The organism is Acinetobacter radioresistens DSM 6976 = NBRC 102413 = CIP 103788 (genome assembly GCF_006757745.1).
Taxonomy (GTDB): domain Bacteria; phylum Pseudomonadota; class Gammaproteobacteria; order Pseudomonadales; family Moraxellaceae; genus Acinetobacter; species Acinetobacter radioresistens.
Map to the genome: position 1 here is coordinate 2,163,296 of NZ_AP019740.1, position 18,458 is coordinate 2,181,753.

12 protein-coding genes and 4 tRNA genes are annotated in these 18,458 nt (G+C 43.8%); 10 read left to right on the forward strand and 6 right to left on the reverse strand.

Annotation, left to right across the window (positions count from 1 at the left end; genetic code table 11):
- The first annotated feature begins 119 nt into the window (after positions 1-119).
- The 7 genes from pyrC to ACRAD_RS10190 all read left to right on the forward strand — a co-directional run bounded on the left by pyrC (position 120) and on the right by ACRAD_RS10190 (position 4,044).
- Positions 120-1,154: a dihydroorotase gene (gene pyrC, locus ACRAD_RS10160; protein ID WP_005027176.1), complete on the forward strand. Its 1,035-nt coding sequence runs from the start codon at positions 120-122 to the stop codon at positions 1,152-1,154.
- Positions 1,139-1,798 (forward strand): ribonuclease T, encoded by a 660-nt coding sequence (gene rnt, locus ACRAD_RS10165; protein WP_026055442.1) that lies wholly within the window; start codon positions 1,139-1,141, stop codon positions 1,796-1,798. Before pyrC ends, rnt begins: the two co-directional genes overlap by 16 nt.
- A gap of 20 nt (positions 1,799-1,818) precedes the next feature.
- Positions 1,819-1,894, forward strand: a tRNA-Glu gene (locus ACRAD_RS10170).
- Between the two features lie 179 nt (positions 1,895-2,073).
- Positions 2,074-2,149: transfer RNA gene (locus ACRAD_RS10175), tRNA-Glu, on the forward strand.
- Positions 2,150-2,247: 98 nt separating this feature from the next.
- Positions 2,248-3,666 (forward strand): amino acid permease, encoded by a 1,419-nt coding sequence (locus ACRAD_RS10180; RefSeq protein ID WP_005027182.1) that lies wholly within the window; start codon positions 2,248-2,250, stop codon positions 3,664-3,666.
- A 201-nt stretch (positions 3,667-3,867) separates the two neighbouring features.
- Positions 3,868-3,943 (forward strand) — tRNA-Glu (locus tag ACRAD_RS10185).
- A 25-nt stretch (positions 3,944-3,968) separates the two neighbouring features.
- Positions 3,969-4,044 (forward strand) — tRNA-Glu (locus ACRAD_RS10190).
- A 299-nt stretch (positions 4,045-4,343) separates the two neighbouring features.
- Here the strand turns inward: ACRAD_RS10190 and ACRAD_RS10195 are convergent.
- The 6 genes from ACRAD_RS10195 to ACRAD_RS10220 form a co-directional block, all read right to left on the reverse strand.
- Positions 4,344-5,588 (reverse strand): NADH:flavin oxidoreductase/NADH oxidase family protein, encoded by a 1,245-nt coding sequence (locus ACRAD_RS10195; protein ID WP_005027184.1) that lies wholly within the window; start codon positions 5,586-5,588, stop codon positions 4,344-4,346.
- A gap of 122 nt (positions 5,589-5,710) precedes the next feature.
- On the reverse strand, positions 5,711-7,306 hold the full coding sequence (locus tag ACRAD_RS10200; protein WP_005027186.1) for an ABC transporter ATP-binding protein: 1,596 nt from the start codon (positions 7,304-7,306) through the stop codon (positions 5,711-5,713).
- On the reverse strand, positions 7,281-8,294 hold the full coding sequence (locus tag ACRAD_RS10205) for an ABC transporter permease (protein ID WP_005027188.1): 1,014 nt from the start codon (positions 8,292-8,294) through the stop codon (positions 7,281-7,283). The genes ACRAD_RS10200 and ACRAD_RS10205 overlap by 26 nt, the downstream gene beginning before the upstream one ends.
- Positions 8,294-9,361, reverse strand: coding sequence for a microcin C ABC transporter permease YejB (locus tag ACRAD_RS10210; RefSeq protein ID WP_005027190.1), 1,068 nt, complete (start codon positions 9,359-9,361; stop codon positions 8,294-8,296). Before ACRAD_RS10210 ends, ACRAD_RS10205 begins: the two co-directional genes overlap by 1 nt.
- A 37-nt stretch (positions 9,362-9,398) precedes the next feature.
- Positions 9,399-11,243, reverse strand: coding sequence for an extracellular solute-binding protein (locus tag ACRAD_RS10215; RefSeq protein ID WP_005027192.1), 1,845 nt, complete (start codon positions 11,241-11,243; stop codon positions 9,399-9,401).
- Between the two features lie 25 nt (positions 11,244-11,268).
- The gene (locus ACRAD_RS10220; protein ID WP_005027193.1) at positions 11,269-14,322 is read right to left on the reverse strand and encodes a lytic transglycosylase; all 3,054 of its coding nucleotides are present in this window, start codon (positions 14,320-14,322) and stop codon (positions 11,269-11,271) included.
- Positions 14,323-14,543: 221 nt separating this feature from the next.
- On the opposite strand from ACRAD_RS10220, the gene dnaQ reads away from it, so the two are divergent.
- The 3 genes from dnaQ (at position 14,544) to nudC (ending at position 18,448) form a co-directional block, all read left to right on the forward strand.
- Complete coding sequence (gene dnaQ, locus ACRAD_RS10225; protein ID WP_005027195.1) at positions 14,544-15,911, forward strand: DNA polymerase III subunit epsilon; 1,368 nt, start codon at positions 14,544-14,546, stop codon at positions 15,909-15,911.
- Positions 15,912-16,045: 134 nt separating this feature from the next.
- Positions 16,046-17,689 carry a hypothetical protein gene (locus ACRAD_RS10230; RefSeq protein ID WP_005027196.1) on the forward strand — a complete coding sequence of 548 codons (1,644 nt, stop codon included), beginning with the start codon at positions 16,046-16,048 and terminating at the stop codon, positions 17,687-17,689.
- The gene (nudC, locus tag ACRAD_RS10235) at positions 17,690-18,448 is read left to right on the forward strand and encodes an NAD(+) diphosphatase (RefSeq protein ID WP_005027199.1); all 759 of its coding nucleotides are present in this window, start codon (positions 17,690-17,692) and stop codon (positions 18,446-18,448) included.
- Positions 18,449-18,458 lie beyond the last annotated feature (10 nt).

Genomic DNA, 18,458 nt, shown 5'->3' on the forward strand with positions numbered 1-18,458 from the left:
AAAAATAGCATACCCTTAGGGCAAATTACGAACTTTATTGTGCCTTTTATCCATAATTGCCGTTATCATTTTTAGAGTTTATCGATTATCATCTATTTTATTTTTCTTGCCTGAACACTTTGAATACGATTACTCTTCTCCAACCAGATGACTGGCATGTCCATTTACGTGACGGCCTAGTCCTTAAACGTACCGTGCCTGATCTGGCCAGACAGTTTTCCCGCGCCATTTGCATGCCCAATCTGGTTCCACCAGTAAAAACGGTTGATGAGGCTCTAGCCTATCGTGAACGGATTATGGCTCATGCGCCTGAAGGGGTAAATTTTGATCCGCGTATGGTTCTTTATTTTACTGACTACACTTCACCTGAAGAAGTTAAAAAAATTAAAGATTCAGAATATGTTAATGCCATCAAGCTTTATCCGGCTGGTGCAACTACCAATTCAGACAATGGTGTCAGCGATATCCGTAAAGTATATGCAGTCATAGAGCAGCTTGAAAAATATCAGGTGCCTTTACTGTTACATGGTGAAGTTACTCACAATCATGTAGACATTTTTGACCGCGAAAAGCGTTTTCTGGATGAAGTGCTTTCTCCTCTCTTGAAGCAGTTTCCAGCACTTAAAATTGTGCTTGAGCATATTACTACCAGTGAAGCAGCACATTTTGTTCTGGAACAGGACCGTAATGTTGCAGCTACCATTACTCCACAACACCTGTTATTTAACCGTAATGATATGCTGGTAGGCGGAATCAAGCCGCACTTTTACTGTTTACCAATTCTGAAACGTCAGACCCACCAGCAGACCCTGCTGGAAGTGGCAACTAGTGGTAACCCGAAATTCTTTCTTGGTACAGACAGTGCGCCCCATTCTAAAAATGCTAAAGAAAATGCATGTGGCTGTGCAGGCTGCTATAGTGCACCTACTGCTATTGAACTTTATGCACAGGCATTTGATCAGGTAGGACGTATTGAGCGGCTTGAAGGTTTTGCCAGCATGTTTGGTGCAGACTTCTATGGCTTACCACGTAATACTCAAACAATTACCTTGGTTAAAGAACCGCAGGTGATTCCAGCGAGCCTAGAATATCTAGAAAATGAACAGATTATTCCACTTTATGCCGGTCAAACCATTCAATGGAGAAAAGTGTGAAACAAGATTCACGACCTGTGATTGGTCAGCGTTTTCGTGGCTTTCTGCCAGTTGTGGTAGATGTGGAAACTGCGGGCTTTAATGCACAGACTGATGCGTTACTTGAAATTGCCTGTATTCCGATTATCTATGATGAGGAAGGAAAATTTATTCCGGGTCCTGCCTATCATGCACATATTAATCCGTTTGAAGGCGCTAATCTGGATCGCCGCTCGCTAGACTTCATTGGGGTTGACCCTTTTAATCCGATGCGTATGGCGATGGCAGAAGATGAAAAGACTGCATTGAAACGTATCTTCAAGTCTATTCATGATATCCGCCGTGAACAGCTGTGTACTCATGCCATACTGGTTGGCCACAATGCCCATTTTGACCTGGGTTTTTTACAGGCAGCTATTAACCGAAGTGGAACTAAAAACCAGAATCCATTTCATAGCTTTTCAGTGTTTGATACGGTCACGCTCAGTGCCTTAATGTTTGGCCAAACCGTGCTGGCTAAATCCTGTCTACAGGCGGGAATTGAGTTTGACGGGAAAGAAGCACATTCAGCATTATATGACACGCAGAAAACTGCCGAGCTGTTTTGCTATATTTTAAACAAACTCGCACCTCAACTGCTTGACACTCTGGTAGCGGATCAATAAGATACCGCTACCTTCTGAACGTCCCTATCGTCTAGAGGCCTAGGACATCGCCCTTTCACGGCGGTAACCGGGGTTCGAATCCCCGTAGGGACGCCATCTTTTATTTTATTCTGATCGCCTAATTAAACTCTCTGGCCTAGGCATAAGTATATCTGCCTATAACCCGAACATAGAAGTTAGTTGATTGATGTAAGGCTTTCATTTGGTTAAAAATAATACCAGCTGCCATTTGACACATCCTTAAAATCTCCCTATTATAAGCCCACCTCTGAAACGTCCCTATCGTCTAGAGGCCTAGGACATCGCCCTTTCACGGCGGTAACCGGGGTTCGAATCCCCGTAGGGACGCCAATTCTTCTGCTGTTATTTCTCCTGCTTTTTATTTCGATTGCACATTTACATTTTTTCTCTAAAATAGCCGGCTTCATTACTCTTTTCCGTTTAACTCTATGCCGTCATCTCCTTCTCCGAATGATGCGTTGCATCAGGGCAATTCTGCGCCATTAAAACGCGCTATGAGTACCCGACATCTGGTTATGCTTTCTCTGGGAGGCGCAATTGGTACTGGCCTGTTTTTAGGCTCGGGTGAAGTCATTGCACAAACGGGGCCGGTCGGCGCCATCCTTGCTTATGTGCTGGGTGGCCTTATTGCCTATATGGTGATGCTTTGCCTTGGCGAACTCGCTGTACATATGCCTGTTTCAGGCTCTTTTGGTGCCTATGCCAATAAGTTTATTGGTCCGGGAACAGGATATACCATTACCTGGTTATATTGGCTAACCTGGTCAGTAACCCTTGGTACCGAATTTACTGCTGCTGCACTTCTTATGCAGGAATGGTTTCCAGATAGCTCCATGTGGATGTGGACACTGGTTTTTGGTGCCTTCGTATTTACCTTAAATATGATTTCCACACGCTGGTTTGCCGAATCTGAATTTTGGCTTGCACTGGTGAAAGTAATCACTGTTGTCGCGTTTATTCTGTTTGGTTTACTGGCAATTTTCGGTGTAATTGGCTACCAAGGTTATGAGTCTACACCACTCTTTAGTAATCTGACCGCGCAAGGCTGGTTCCCTGAAGGCCTGTTTCCTATTTTCACTACCATGTTGATTGTGAACTTCGCTTTTTCTGGGACCGAATTGATTGGGGTAGCAGCAGGTGAAACCCAAGACCCCGCCAAAAATGTACCCAAAGCCATCAATGCAGCGATTTTCCGTTTATTGATTTTCTTTGTAGGAACAATCTTGGTGGTAACTGCACTTCTACCTCATCAGGAAGCAGGTTTAGCAGCCGAGGGTGTAAGCAGTAGCCCATTCGTTACGGTATTTCAGCACATTGGTATCCCTTATGCTGAAGATATTATCCGTTTTGTTATTATCACAGCATTGCTGTCAGCGGCCAACTCTGGTTTATTTGCTGCCTCACGTATGATGTGGTCATTGTCTTATAACAAGCAATTACCAGCAGTATTTTCAAAAGTAAATGCACGCGGCATTCCTTATGTTGCAGTAATCGTTACCATGATCGGCGGTATGCCGGGTCTGTTGTCTGAGCAGTTTGCCCCAGAAACTATTTTTACTAATCTGCTCGGAATCGCAGCCTTTACCATGGTAGTAGTCTGGATGAGTATCTGTCTCAGCATGTTTAACTTCCGCCGAGACTGGTATAAGCAGGGAAAAACTGCTAAAGATCTTGCGTTTGCTGCGCCGCTGTTTCCTATTGTTCCGATTCTAGGTTTTGTTTTCTGTCTGATTACCTGTATCAGTATGGTTTTTGATCCATCCATGCGAATCAGTTTCTTCGGATGCCTGTTGTTTATTGCAGCATGCTATACAAGTTATTATGTGTTTTACCATCCTAAGTCTTGATGCCGACCTAAAGCACTAAAGAGCGGCAAATACCGCTCTTTTTTATACAAAAGCATGAATCAGAATATCTTGCAGCAATTTCAAACAAATTATGGCATTTTGCTTTGTTTTTATACGAACGGTATATTTTTAAGGGAAAGATGCCAGAAAAGTGTTTGACACATCCGGGGATTCACCCTAATATACGCCCACCTCTGAAACGTCCCTATCGTCTAGAGGCCTAGGACATCGCCCTTTCACGGCGGTAACCGGGGTTCGAATCCCCGTAGGGACGCCAATTTCAGAACTATGCCTCACTTAAAGTCCCTATCGTCTAGAGGCCTAGGACATCGCCCTTTCACGGCGGTAACCGGGGTTCGAATCCCCGTAGGGACGCCATATTCAAGATGGCAGCATCTTATAAAAAAGCCCAAGCATTATGACTTGGGCTTTTTTTATTCTTATTTTTAAATCTTGTTTTATTCTGATGCAGTGATGAGAGCTGCAATCAGAGCAAGTTTTTAACAGACAGAAGAAGTTCGATATTTTTACTTATTTCCTGCATCTATACTGAATCAATCAACCTGTTTATTTCATTACATACTGAGAATATAAAACAGGCCTGCCCTCAGGTTTGAAAGACCCTAAAGACAGGACTATTTACCACTAGATGCAACACATTCATCTATATACACAAACTAGGCCGATTTACGCGAATTAATCTGCCCCTTGACCACAGCAGTCAGGTTTCCCTTAAGGTATTTAAAAAATACTTTTAAGGGAGAAAGTTTTGGATTAGGTTTTTTACCCTCAGCAATTGCTTTAAACTGTGCCGCATACCAGATAATTTCCATAATTGCCATTTTATCAATCATCGGAATGCCAGTTTTAATTTTCTCTACACCATAACGAACGTCTTTCCCGGCAATCAAATGGTTAGTCAAGTCAGTTTCTACCGCAAATGGCCGTGCAATACCAATAAAATCACATGCCCCACTCTCCAGGGCATCATTCATACCTTTTACGGTTCTAAAACCGCCTGTTACCATGAGATAGCATTTGACTTCCTGACGGATCCTTTCAGCAAAATCAAGGAAATAAGCTTCACGGGCAATTGTACTGGCTTTACGTTGACCTTCCTTGACACCAGCCATAGCTGGTGCTTCATAACTTCCTCCTGAAATTTCAATCAGGTCAATACCAGCCGCATCAATTGCTTTGAATACATAGATAACATCTTCTTCGGTAATACCACCACGCTGAAAGTCTGCCGAGTTGAGTTTTACAGAAATAATAAAGTTCTCTGAAGTCCCTGCTCTTACGGCCTTGTAGATTTCCAGCAGGAAACGCATACGGTTTTCAATTGAACCGCCCCATTGGTCCTGACGTTTGTTGGTCAGTGGCGACAGGAATTGACTAATCAGATAACCATGCGCACCGTGTAGCTGTATACCCTCAAAGCCTGCTTTTTCACAGATTTTGGCAGCATGGGCAAAACGCTGGATAATATCCAGAATTTCTTCTTCACGCAGTTCACGCGGTGTACCAAAAGTAGTTGCCAGAACCGGACTAAATGGCACAGCTGAAGGTGCAACTGTTTCTTTGTTCAGGCCCTTAGGACACTGACGTCCCGGATGAGACAGCTGGACCAGTTGAACCATACCATATTCTTTGCCAATTTCTGCCCAGTGCTTGAGCTGTTCCAGATCACGTTCAGTCTCGATTGCTACTACACCTGGCTCATTTTTAGCGCCGATATCAACCATTACATTACCAGTAATGGCACAGCCCAGACCACCTTTAGCCCATGCCTCATATAAGCCATAATGCAGATGATTAGGTTGCCCTGCTGCGTTAGCCAGTGCTTCACTCATTGCGCCCTTAATAATTCTGTTTTTAAAGGTTGTATTACGAATTGTGATCGGTTCAGCAATCAAGCTCATGATATTTTTTCCAATTTACTGAATTAGAGTCCTTACTCTAGTTTAAACGCCTGTCTAGTCAAGGTTTACTCTATTACAATGCATGCCGCAGGAGTCACAGAAAAAGTTCCTGATGACGGTTTTTAATATTGACTTGCAGCTATCAATTGCCGGGTATACTCGGACTGAGGATTTGAAAATAGCTGTTCAGTATCCTGAAATTCGACCAGTTGCGCATGCCGTAGCACCATCACCTGCTGACATAAGGCACGGACTACCTGTAAATCATGACTGATAAACAGATAGCTTAACTGATATTCCTGTTGCAGATTTCGTAATAACTGTACAATTGCCCGCTGGGTGGTACGGTCCAATGCAGAAGTAGGCTCATCTAAAATAATAAGCTTGGGCTTAAGAATCAAAGCCCGTGCCAGTGCTACACGTTGCCGCTGTCCGCCAGAAAGTTCATGTGGATAGCGCTGTTTAAAATGTACAGGCAACTCTACCGTCTGTAGAATCTGGTCAATCTGCTCAGTTACAGCTAACGGCATATGATGTTTTAAATTCAGCCCTTCACCAATAATTTGCTCGACCGTCATACGAGGATTCAGGCTACTGAACGGATCCTGAAATACAATTTGGAAATCAGTGCGTAATAACCTTATTTTTTTCTCGGAAAGCAGGTTAAGGTCCTGCTCCATTAAAAAGATTTGGCCTTTACTCTCTATCAACCGGGCAATCGCTAAAGCCAGAGAAGTTTTACCAGAGCCACTTTCCCCAACAATTCCAATGGAGTCACCTTGTCTTAAGACCAGATTTAAAGGCTCAACTGCCACAAAATAATCTTTTACACGGTTAAGCAACCCTTGGCGAATAGGAAAACATACACTGACCTGTTCCAGTCTCAACAGTTCGGAGCCTGCGGAGGATGGCAATGCCTGACCAAAATTATGTGCCAATAAATGCCGGGTATATTCAGCCTTAGGCTGTTTAAAAATTTGTTCGGCACTCCCCTGTTCTTCAACTCTGCCTTGATTCATCACAACCACCTGCTGGGCACAGCGCTTAACTATATTAAGATCGTGACTAATTAGAATCATGGCCATATTTCGGCGATGTTGCAGGCTCTGTAGCAGTTTAAGAATTTGCGCCTGTAAAGTTACATCCAGAGCGGTAGTAGGTTCATCAGCGATAAGGATATCGGGATCTAAGGCTAACGCCATCGCAATCATTACCCGTTGTCGCTGGCCGCCGGAAAGCTCATGTGGATAACGGCGCAGTTTGTCTTCCGGATGAGTTATTCCGACATCATGGAGTAATTCTACTACTCTCTGCCGAACCTGATCTTTAGACCAGCCTTGTAAATACAGACTTTCTCCAATAATTTTTTCTACCCGATGCAGCGGGTTAAGTGCAGTCATGGGTTCTTGAAAAATCATGGCAATTTTATGGCCACGAATCTGGCGTTTTGCTGTTTCAGACAGATTTAAAAGATTCTGACTATCTAAAATAGCATTCCCCTGAACTTTAAGATTAGCAGGTAACAGTCCAAGCAAAGCCAAGCTGCTGATGGATTTTCCTGAACCACTCTCTCCGACAATAGCTAAGGTCTGTCCGGCATATAGATGGAAATTTAAATTTTCTACCAGAACTTCGCCCTGCTCATTTTGAATATGCAGCTGTTCAACCTGTAGCTTTAGCGCAGCTGACTGGTCACTGGCGTCTTGGGTCAAATGCATCGCGGGTTGCCTCCCCAATATAGATCAATAATGAAAGAACCAGTGCTAGACTAAAAAAACCAGATAAAGCCAGCCAGGGCGCATTAAGATTATTTTTCCCTTGCAGCAGAATTTCCCCTAATGATGCAGCATCAGGTGGTAAACCATAGCCCAAGAAATCCAGTGCAGTCAGGGAAGTAATATTGGCGGTAAGCATAAAAGGGAGCTGGGACAGACTGGAACTCATGGCATTGGGAAGAATATGCCGGAAGATAATGGCATGATCTTTTACTCCCAGCGCACGTGCAGCGCGCACATAATCGAAATTTCTTGCACGCAAAAACTCTGCCCGAACCAGACCAACCAGGGCTGGCCAGCCAAACAGTAACATAATCAGAAATAGCCAATAAACATTTGGAGTAAACATACTGACCAGAATCATGACCATAAACAGCATGGGCAGGCCACCCCATACCTCAAGTACACGCTGCCCGAGCAGATCAATCCACCCACCGTAATAGCCTTGTACTGCACCTATCACGATACCAATTAAGGCAGCAAAAAATGTCAGGGCAAAGCCGAACAGTAAAGAAATACGCAAACCATATAAAACACGTGCCAGTACATCTCTTCCCTGATCATCAGTACCTAACCAGTTTTGTGCTGTTGGTGGCGATGGCACAGGAACAGCCAGTTCAAGATTTGGCGTCTGATAAGAAAATTCAATTAAGGGCCAGATTGCCCAGCCTTTGGCGTTGATAAGCTGCTGTACCACCGGATCTTTATAGTCAGCTTCCGTTTCAAAAACTCCGCCAAAAGCTGTTTCCGGATATTCCTTCAGTACAGGCACATAATAAGAATTTTCATATTTCACCAGTAGCGGTTTATCATTGGCGATAAACTCTGCCGCAAGAGAACAAATAAAAATCAGAATAAAAATAATCAGGCAGCCCATACCAAGACGGTTATGGGTAAAACGTTGAAGGCGTGCCCGCATTAATGGAGACATTATTTTGCCCCCCGTGAATCAAAATTGATGCGTGGATCGATAATCTGATATAGCACATCACTGATGAGACGCAAAATCAAACCCAGCAGGGTAAATAAAAACAATGTGCCAAAAATAACTGGATAATCACGCTGTACTATGGCTTCAAAACCCATCAATCCCAGTCCATCCAGATTAAAAATTATCTCGATAAACAGGTTGCCTACAAAGAAAATCCCTATCAGAGCTTCAGGTAAACCGGCAATCACTATCAGCATTGCATTACGAAATACATGGCCGTATAGAACCCGGTTTTCACTTAATCCCTTGGCACGTGCAGCTAACACATACTGCTTGCTCAACTCTTCCATAAAAGAGTACTTTGTCAAGTAGGTTAGTCCAGCAAACCCGCCCAGAATCATGGTGAATAAAGGCAAGGCCATGTGCCAGAAATAATCTTTGATTTTTCCAAGCAGGCTGAGCTCCTGAAAATTTTCCGAGACTAGCCCCTGCAGCGGAAACCACTGAAAATAACTGCCGCCAGCGAAAAATACAATCAGTAAAACACCAAATACAAAGGTCGGTACAGCATAACCAACCGCCAGAAGTAATGAAGTAGACTTATCAAATAGCGTGCCGTGCTGTCTGGCCTTTTTAATCCCCAATGGAATAGACACCAGATAAATCAGTAAAGTACTCCATAACCCCAGAGAAACTGTAACCGGCATTTTCTCCCAGAGCAGCTGGGTAACGGGCTTATCTTTAAAAAAACTGATGCCGAAGTCCAGAGTGAGATATCCCTTGAGCATAATCCAGAAACGTTCAGGTGCCGATTTGTCAAAACCGTATTGTGCTTTGATTTTTTCCACCATTTCATCACTAAGGCCCCGTGCACCCTGATATTCAGATGAATGGCCAGCTGTTTCAGCATGGCTAGTGTTTCCCACTCCCTGGAAATTCTGGGCTTGCTGGATAGCCTGCTCTACCGGCCCTCCTGGTGCTAGCTGGATCATCATAAAGTTAATCAGCAGAATCAAGAATAGAGTTGGAATAATTAACAGAAGTCTTTTTAATATATATGTGCCCATAAAGACGCCATTCCCTGTGACTTCAATTGTTATAAGGTTATTGCCTGCGCAAATAACTGCTCACCTGCTGAGCCTGCTTGCTATCAATCCACCAGTAGTCTAAACCTACAGAAAGTTTTGGTTTCTGTTTTGGCTGATGATACATATTCCAGTATGCCAACCAATTTTCCCCCTTGCCATAAGTTGGAATCTGATAGTAGCCCGCACGCAGCAGACGGTCTAATACGCGGGTACGAATAACCAGCTGTTGACGGTCTGGTGCCCGGATGACACTATTAATTACTTGATCAATAACCGGGTTCTTGATACCGGCATAATTATAATTTCCTGCCTGATCAGCTGCAGCACTTCCCCATAACTGTGCCTGTTCATTACCAGGCGTCAGTGACTGCGGCATTACGCTGGTCGTCATGTCAAAATCATAACGGCGCATCCTTTCAAGATACTGAGGTACATCTACCTGACGTAGCGTCACTACAATACCGAGTTTTTTCAGATTACGTACAAAAGGCATTAAGGTACGCTGTAAACCGTCCTGATGAATGAGGAATTCGATTTCAACCGGCTGTCCTTTGGAATCATATAGTTTGCCATCATGAATTCGATAATCGGCCTTAATTAAAATCTGACGTGCAATCAACAGATTGTTACGATTAAATCCGCTGGCATCTGAAACCGGATACTTCCAGTTCTTGAGTACACCTTGACGCATTACAGTATGCAATTTGGGTAATAGCGGCTGAAGGATCTGCATTTCCTTAGGGCCGGGTGGTCCTTTTGCTTCAAGTTCACTATTGGCAAAATAACTTTGCAACCGCTGATACTGACCATAAAACAGGGCCTTATTCAGCCATTCATAGTCATACGCATAAGTTAAAGCGCGGCGGAACTGAATATCATTAAAGGGGCTACGACGTGTGTTAAACACAAAACTCTGGGTTGCCACCGGATTCTGATGCCGAAAGCGATAGGTCTTGACCATCCCAGCTTTTACTGCCGGAAAATTATACTCTGTCACCCATTTACGCGCTGTCATCTCTTCATGCAAAGTATATTGCCCTGACTTAAAACCTTCAAAAGCAATATCCAGATTTCGGTAATAAACATATTTTAACCGGTCAAAATTATAACGTCCCTTATTTACAGGTAAATTCTGCCCCCAGTAATGCGGATTTCGTTTATAGGTAACGCTACGCCCTGCATCAATCCGGTCAATCAGATAGGGGCCTGAACCAACAATAGGTTGCATAGTAATTCGAGTAAAATCCCGGTTTTTCCAGTCCTGCCTGGAATAGATGGGTAATGTTCCCAAAATTAGTGGCATCTCTGCATTATTATCTGACCTGAAAGTAAATTTGACCTGATACCTAGATAGAACTTCAGTTTTTTCCAGATCCGCCAGATACATCTGCAACCCCGGATTGGATTTGGTCTGATAAGCGTCAAAGCTGAACTTCACATCTTCAGCTGTGACAGGGAGACCATTACTAAAACGTGCTTTAGGATTCAGATAGAAAATAACAAATTTAGTATGTTCTGGATCATAGCTGGCTTTTTCTGCCAATAGCGGATAAAGCACTCCCGGCTCATCCAGAGAACTGCTCATCAGGGAATCAAACAGAAAATTAATCCCATCTACCGAGCTGCCTTTACCATTCATGCTATTTAAGTTATCAAAAGTACCATTACTGGCTGTACTTAATAATCCACCTTTAGGAGCTGCCGGATTAGCATATGGCATGGCATTCAGGCCGCTATACTTGGGCTGGGTGTGAAGCGCGATATAAGGCGTGGTTTGCAATGCAGCAAACCCGCCTTGAGCACATACACTTAATCCAGCCGCAAACCCCAGCTGCTTAGCTTTTGCAAAACTCCAGTGCATACCAGATCCTGTTCAGGTTTTTTTATTATAGATTTGGTACTTTAATCACTTCACCGATACGAAGCTGCGTACTTGGCTGAATATTATTCATTTCTGCCAGTTCGCTCGTATTCATACCATATTTGTTGGCCAGACCAATTAATGTATCCCCACGTTTTACCGTATATGAAGTTACTGTTTTTGGAATCAGCAAGTTCTGACCACGTAAAAGACCAGCACGTGACTCCAGATTATTTAACTCTGCCAGCTCTTTAACCGAAATACCGACACGGCTGGCAATGGTATTCAGAGACTCTCCATTTTTTACGGTATAACGCTCAGTATCACGATGACTGCCAGAAGAATTATTTTTACTGTTCTTTGCAGTTACTGTTTCTTTCTCTACAGGTGCAGGTGATACTGGCAGTTCTCCATCAAGCTTGATTTTCTGGCCGACACGCAAGCCTGAATTACGGTTAATTCCATTTAGGCCTGCCAGAAAATTAACCTGTAAATGATATTTTCCGGCAACTGATGTAAGAGTATCGCCCGGCTGAACAATATATTCATCCGGCATGCTTGCCCCAGCCGGAACTTTTAAAGTCTGGCCAATACGGACTCCACTACCGGTATTGATATTATTAAGCTGTGCCAGGTCGCTTACAGACACTTTAGATTGTGCTGCAATACTGGTGAGAGTATCGCCACGCTGTACCTTATAACTTTCAGTCTTATAATTCGTACTGACTTTGATATTGTCATTCAAAGTTGTTTTCTTATCTTCTTTAGTTTCGACTTTAGCAGAAACACTGGTCTCCTCTACAGGAACATTGATTCTCTGACCTACCAGCAGGCTGCTGGTTGAAGTCAGGCCAGGTGTTAAATCTGCCAATTCTTGATTAGATAATGCATAACGTTCAGCAATCATTTTCAGATATTCGCCACGTTTAACAGTGTAACTCTTGGTCTTGATCCGCTGTTCTGCGGTTACTCTGGTGTCAGCCACCTTAACAGGTTTTGCCACAGCTGCATTCGGATTATCTTTCAACTGAAGTTTCTGTCCTACAAACAGACCACTAGTTACAGAGAGATTATTCCAGTCGGCCAGTTGTTTCAATGAGAGACCAAACTGGTCAGCAACGCTGGTCAGACTATCATTGGCTTTGACCAGGTAAGTTTCCGGTTTGCTGGCTTTTACAGTTTTTTCTTCAACTTTTTGTGGAATGGCATCGTACAGGTATAAAGAAGTTCCTACATATAAGGTAGCACTTGGGTCAATCTGGTTCCATTTCGCCACATCACGCCAGCTTACCCCATTTTTCATGGCAATTACTGCAAGGGTATCACCTGGCTGAACCGTATAGGTACTGCGCTTGCCCTTTGGTGGTATAACTACAATTTCGCTGTCAGTCTTAATATAGTCTTTGCCCTTGTTGCGCTCTAACTCTTCCGAATTTGCCAGGGTATTTTCCGCCACGGCTTTTGGATAAGAGAATCCACGCTTAACCTCTTTACCCTGCTGTTCGGCTACTGAGAGACTAGTCTGGATAGCTGTCAGTTTAATCTTGCCATCATATGGATCTACAATTTCTGTACCTTGCGGAGCCAAGGCTTTTAGCTCAGCAACTACTTCATCTTTTTCAGCCTGGCTGGCTTGAGGCTGGAGTACCTCTTCAACTGACTTTTTCTCACCTTCAGCCTTAACCAGAGCCAGAATCTGGTCACGTTCAGTTTGTGAAATTGGTGGCTCTACACGTACCGGTGTAATATTTGCCGCTGGTGTCACTGCAACAGGTATACGCGGAGCACTTGGTATGTCTGCTTTTGCTGCAAATGAAGCCAGAGCATCCGAACCTTTAGGTGTTGAGACTTTAGCTGTAGTTGTTTTACTGCTATTACTTGCCAACACAGGTGCAGAGCTTAATGAAGATGAAGGAACTGTTGCAGAAGCAGCTGGAGTTACCCTGGTCTGGACTCTTACCGATGATGCGGGCTTAGAAGCTACTGGCGGCTGGTTGCTTGCCCATAGCCCTCCTGAACCTGAATTCAGGCTGCGCAGCTTTGTATCAATTGCCGGACTAAGATCAGCTGGAATCAGAATACGCATCGGGCTGGCCGGATCTACATATTCACCGCGATGGCCGGGATTCAAGGCATAAAGTTCGGCACGGCTTAGGCCAGTAATAGAAGAAACCTGATTTAACCCGACTCCGCCATTTAAATTAACTTCGCGGAAGTGTGGACGGTTAGCAATTGGCGGTAAAGATACCCCATATGCTGACGGGTTTTTAATAATCTGTGCTACTGCCAAGAAACGTGGAACATAATTCATGGTTTCCTGTGGCAGTTTAAGCGACCAGTAATCAGTAGGTAAGCCTGCAGCACGGTTACGGTTAATGGCCTGCTGGATGCGACCCGGCCCGGCATTATAGGCAGCCAGTGCCAATTCCCAGGAACCGAACTGATTATACAGGCTGCCTAAGAACTCATAGGCTGCACGAGTCGATTCAACCACATCTCGACGGCCATCATATAGTGAAGTCTGCTTCAGACCATAAATTTTACCGGTGCTTGGAATAAACTGCCATAAACCTGCTGCTGCTGCACTACTGGTCGCTGCCGGGTCATAGGAGCTTTCAATGACTGGTAATAGGGCCAATTCAGTTGGCAGACCACGACGCTCGGCTTCTTTTACGGTATGGTACAAATAGCGGCTGGCACGTGCACTTAGACGGTCAAGATAAGGCTGACGTGAAATAAACCAGCTACGCTGTGCCTCAATACGTGAGTCCCAGTGATTTAAATCCATCTTGAAGCCTACAGTCATCCGCTTCCACACATCACCGTGCTTGAGAATCAGCAGACGATCGCCTTCGACAGCGCGCATATCAGTCGCAGAAAGCAGATCTTCAAGTGAATCCAGACTGCTGGCATCTAAAAGACCGGACCCAACCTGGTTTGATTTTATTGTTTTTGAATTCGCGGGAGTTGATGAACAGCCTGTCGTCATCCCGAGTGCTGCAATAGCAGAGCCAAGTAGAGTAATTTTAAACAAGATTGACGCAGAAGGCTGCCACACTGCTGTGGTTGGTTTATACATAAAAAATTCCAAACAACTCGCACAAAGTTTATTTTTTAAATAAGCCATTGTAGTGATGACTGCCAATGACACAAGGCAATAATTTAGCGCGATTCCACCTGAAATGTTACAAGAAATTAAAATTTCCCTTTAACAGCAGGTCGTCTTCCAGTTTTTGTGTATACAATAGAAGTCTCAGGTATGTATTTTCCCCTTGTATTTTTTTGACAGGTTTCTGATTTATGTCTCAAACAATCACACTCTATGTAGATGGTGCTTGCCGCGGTAATCCCGGCTTAGGTGGATGGGGTGCATATATCATTACCGAGCAGGAAGAACATAAAATCTGTGGCGGTGAACCCCTTACTACCAATAACCGTATGGAATTGACTGCTGCAATTGAAGGCATTTCATTCTGCCCAAAAGATGCCAAGCTTGTCATTTGGACAGACTCTAACTATGTCAAAAAGGGTATTACCGAATGGATTCAAGGCTGGAAAAAGAAAAACTGGAAAGACGTCAAAAATCCTGACTTATGGCAAAAACTGGATGCAACCTGCCAAGGACGCGAAATCGAATGGAATTGGATTAAGGGACATGCTGGCCATGCAGGCAATGAAATGGCAGACCAGCTGGCAAATTTAGGTGCAGATCAAATCATGCAAGGCATCAGTACCCCGGTTCAGGCACAGCTCAATAGTGAGCATACATCAGAAAAAAAGTCTGAAAGCGACTGGTTACTGGATGATCCGTTAGGCTTCGATTTACTTGAATCAGAACCGGAGCATATAGAAGAGTCGACTCTGTTATTGCCAGATCAGGTTGAATTAATGGATGATGAATTAGCTACTGAAATAGAGACGGCTGAGTCAAGCCATCCATATGTAGTCACTACTGAAGCGACCTTGGAGCTACATGGTCCGCGCCAGCTGATTCTTGATACGGAGACTACTGGTTTTTATTTCCAGGATGGAGACCGGATTATTGAAGTCGGTGCCATTGAAATGGTAAATCGTAAACTTACCGGCAGCTCAATCCATATTTATATCAATCCGGAAAAACCGGTGGGTGACTCAGTAGACATTCACGGTATTACTGATGAATTCTTGCAGGATAAGCCACGTTATGCGGAAATTGCAGAGGTTCTTTTTAATTATTTAAAAGGTGCCGAGATTATTGCCCATAATGCCAGCTTCGATATGAACTTCCTTGATATGGAGTTCAAACGCGCAGGATTCCCTGCATTATCTGAAGTGTGTGAAGTAACTGATACCCTGGCACTAGCTAAAAGCAAGCATCCCGGACAGAAGAACTCGCTGGATGCTCTGGTTCGCCGTTATGAAATTCCAGCACGAGACCGTACTTTTCACGGTGCTTTGCTCGATGCCGAGATCTTGTCCGATGTATATCTGGCCATGACAGGTGGACAAGTATCCTTTGATATGGATGCCCTGTCTCAAAGCGAAATAAGTCAGTCACAGGCTTCACGACAAGTAATCAATGTTGATTTGCCCGTAATTATGCCTTCACCCGAAGAGCTTGCGGCTCATGAAGAGTGGGTTCAACACTATCAGGAAAAGAATGGCGAACCCTGTTTATTTGCCCGATAAAAAAAACCACATAAAGTGTTATTTTTTGTATATAAACCTTTTCTAGTTAAGTTATATTAATCTCTAGAAGTAAGGCGGTTATTTATACCAGTCCTTACATGAACAGATATAACACTAGGAAAGGTGCAGATCACATGTCTTACCAAACCTCGATTCATTTTGATCCAACTGCATTACTGATAATAAAAAATGAAATCGACAACTCTATAAAACTGGTTGAATCCGCTGTAAGCACCTTGGCAGAGGATCAGAGTTTACCTTTTGGTATTGAGGATACCCTAGCGCAGTTTCAGCAATGCGCACATGTACTTGCACTGATTGATATACCACATCTGGCCCAGATTGCAGCTTACTCTGCAGAACTGATGCGCAAGATTATGAGCGATCCACAACATATTGATCATGACCAGGTGGTGGCGCTCAGTGAGGGTACAACCATGCTCAAACGCTATGTTGAGTTTATTTGCCTGCGTGAAGTCAAAGTTCCCCAATTTCTACTGGATACATTGAATCAACTTGAAAAAGCACTGGATAAGCCTCTAACCCGTGAAGGTCAGCCACTGGTTCCACTGCTCGACTTTATGTCACCTGAGTTTAAACTGCCTGCTGCGCCACATCTGGAACAATCCAGCTATGTACACCAGCTTTATAAAATGTGTTTGAACAGAATATTAAAACAGCAGGAAACCGAGCTCGATTTACAAGGCATTAAACTGGTAGGAGCATATCTGGCATTTCTAGCCAATAACCAGCCTAGTCAACAGTACTGGAATCTGGTGTATATGGCCTTTAACCAGATAGAAAAACTGATTTTAAATGAACCGCGCCTGCGCACCTTAATCCGTATTGAAACCAGTATTGATAAGTTTTTAACACAACCAGACAGCTTTAGCCCATCAATTGAAGATCTGGCTGACATAGTGGTACTGTGTATTAGTCAAGAAGATACACTGTCGCAACATGTCCGTGAACAGCTCAATATTGGTGATGAAATCTTGACTGATACTCAGCTTCAGGTACTGAGCCGTCATCTGTTCGGACCGGACTATGAAACCATTCATGCAATTACTGATCTGATCACCACCCAGATGGCCCAGATTCGTCATGATATTGAATACAATTATCAGAATATGTCGCCAGAAAAAAGTCAGGATATTCAGCAGAACCTGCTGATGCTGGCCAATATTTTCAAACTGCTGAACCTGAATGAAGCTTATATAGAGTTAACGCAGCAGGCTCGGGCTTTAAGTCAGCCGAACGTTCTGACAGATGAAAACTATGCCCAACAGCTCATGAACAGTATTTTATCGGCAATGAACTCTATTGGAATACTGGAACGCCACCACACCTCCAGCCGCCTGCAAATTCGTGTAAATAACATGAGTATCTCTCTGGACAGGCTTGATGAAGCTCATGAAATGCTTTTAACCGAGACCAAATCACTCATCGATTTGGCCAGCCAGAGCCTTACCCTTTATCTGCAAGACCCGAACACCTTAAACATTGAAGGGGTATGTAACCAGTTTAAGGAAATTTCTGGTGCCGTTTTATTCTTGGGAATGGAAAAATGTCAACAGGCTTTACTTGAAGGGGCGCGGTTTCTGGAACATTCAAACAAACATGCGCTGGTTATTGAAGCCCAGCATATTGAAGATCTGCTCAATATTCTGGCGAGCGCCGATATGCTGATTGAAAATTTAAAAAACAAACAGCCTGTTTTAGCCTCGATGTTTAATGTAGCATTAGCAAGTAGTCAAAAACTTGTTGCCGCTGCCTAAATGTCTGAACTATCACTTGCTTACATCTTTCATGAACAACAGTTGTTAGTTGATGAAAACTTCCAGCTTCCTGAGGTCGAGAAGCTGGAAGATGATCTTGATTTTATTCCGGGCGATCAGATCATTGCCCGTGATCTTCTTGATATAGACGCTATTCCTGAAGGTCTGCATCTGGTTCCGATCCGGCAATTGATCAGTTTATGGAGCCGTATGCAGTTTGAACAGGCCAGCCGTGCTGTGCAGCTATTAGAATGGCGTCGTAATCATAAATTTTGTAGCCACTGTGGACATGAAACAGAGGTCCATCCTCTCGAATACGCCATGATCTGCCCTACTTGCCGTTATCGGCAATATCCACGTGTACAACCTTGCGTGATTACAATTATTACTCGCGGCGAAGATGAAATTCTGCTGGCGCAGTCTGTACGCAATAAAGGCAAAATGTACGGATTGATTGCTGGTTTTGTCGAGGTAGGTGAAACGCTAGAAGATGCAGTACGTCGTGAAACTTTAGAAGAGGTAGGCCTGCACCTGAAGAACATCCGGTATCTGGCCAGCCAGCCTTGGCCATTTCCCAGCAATCTGATGCTGGCTTTTCATGCTGAATATGAGTCGGGTGACATCAAGCTTCAGGAAGAAGAAATCAGTGATGCCCGTTTTTTCAAATTTGATGAGTTACCAGAAATTCCGTTCAAAGGCAGTATTGCCCATTCCATGATTATGCACGTACTTCATGGAACGCCAATTATTGAATATTAAAAAAGGCCAG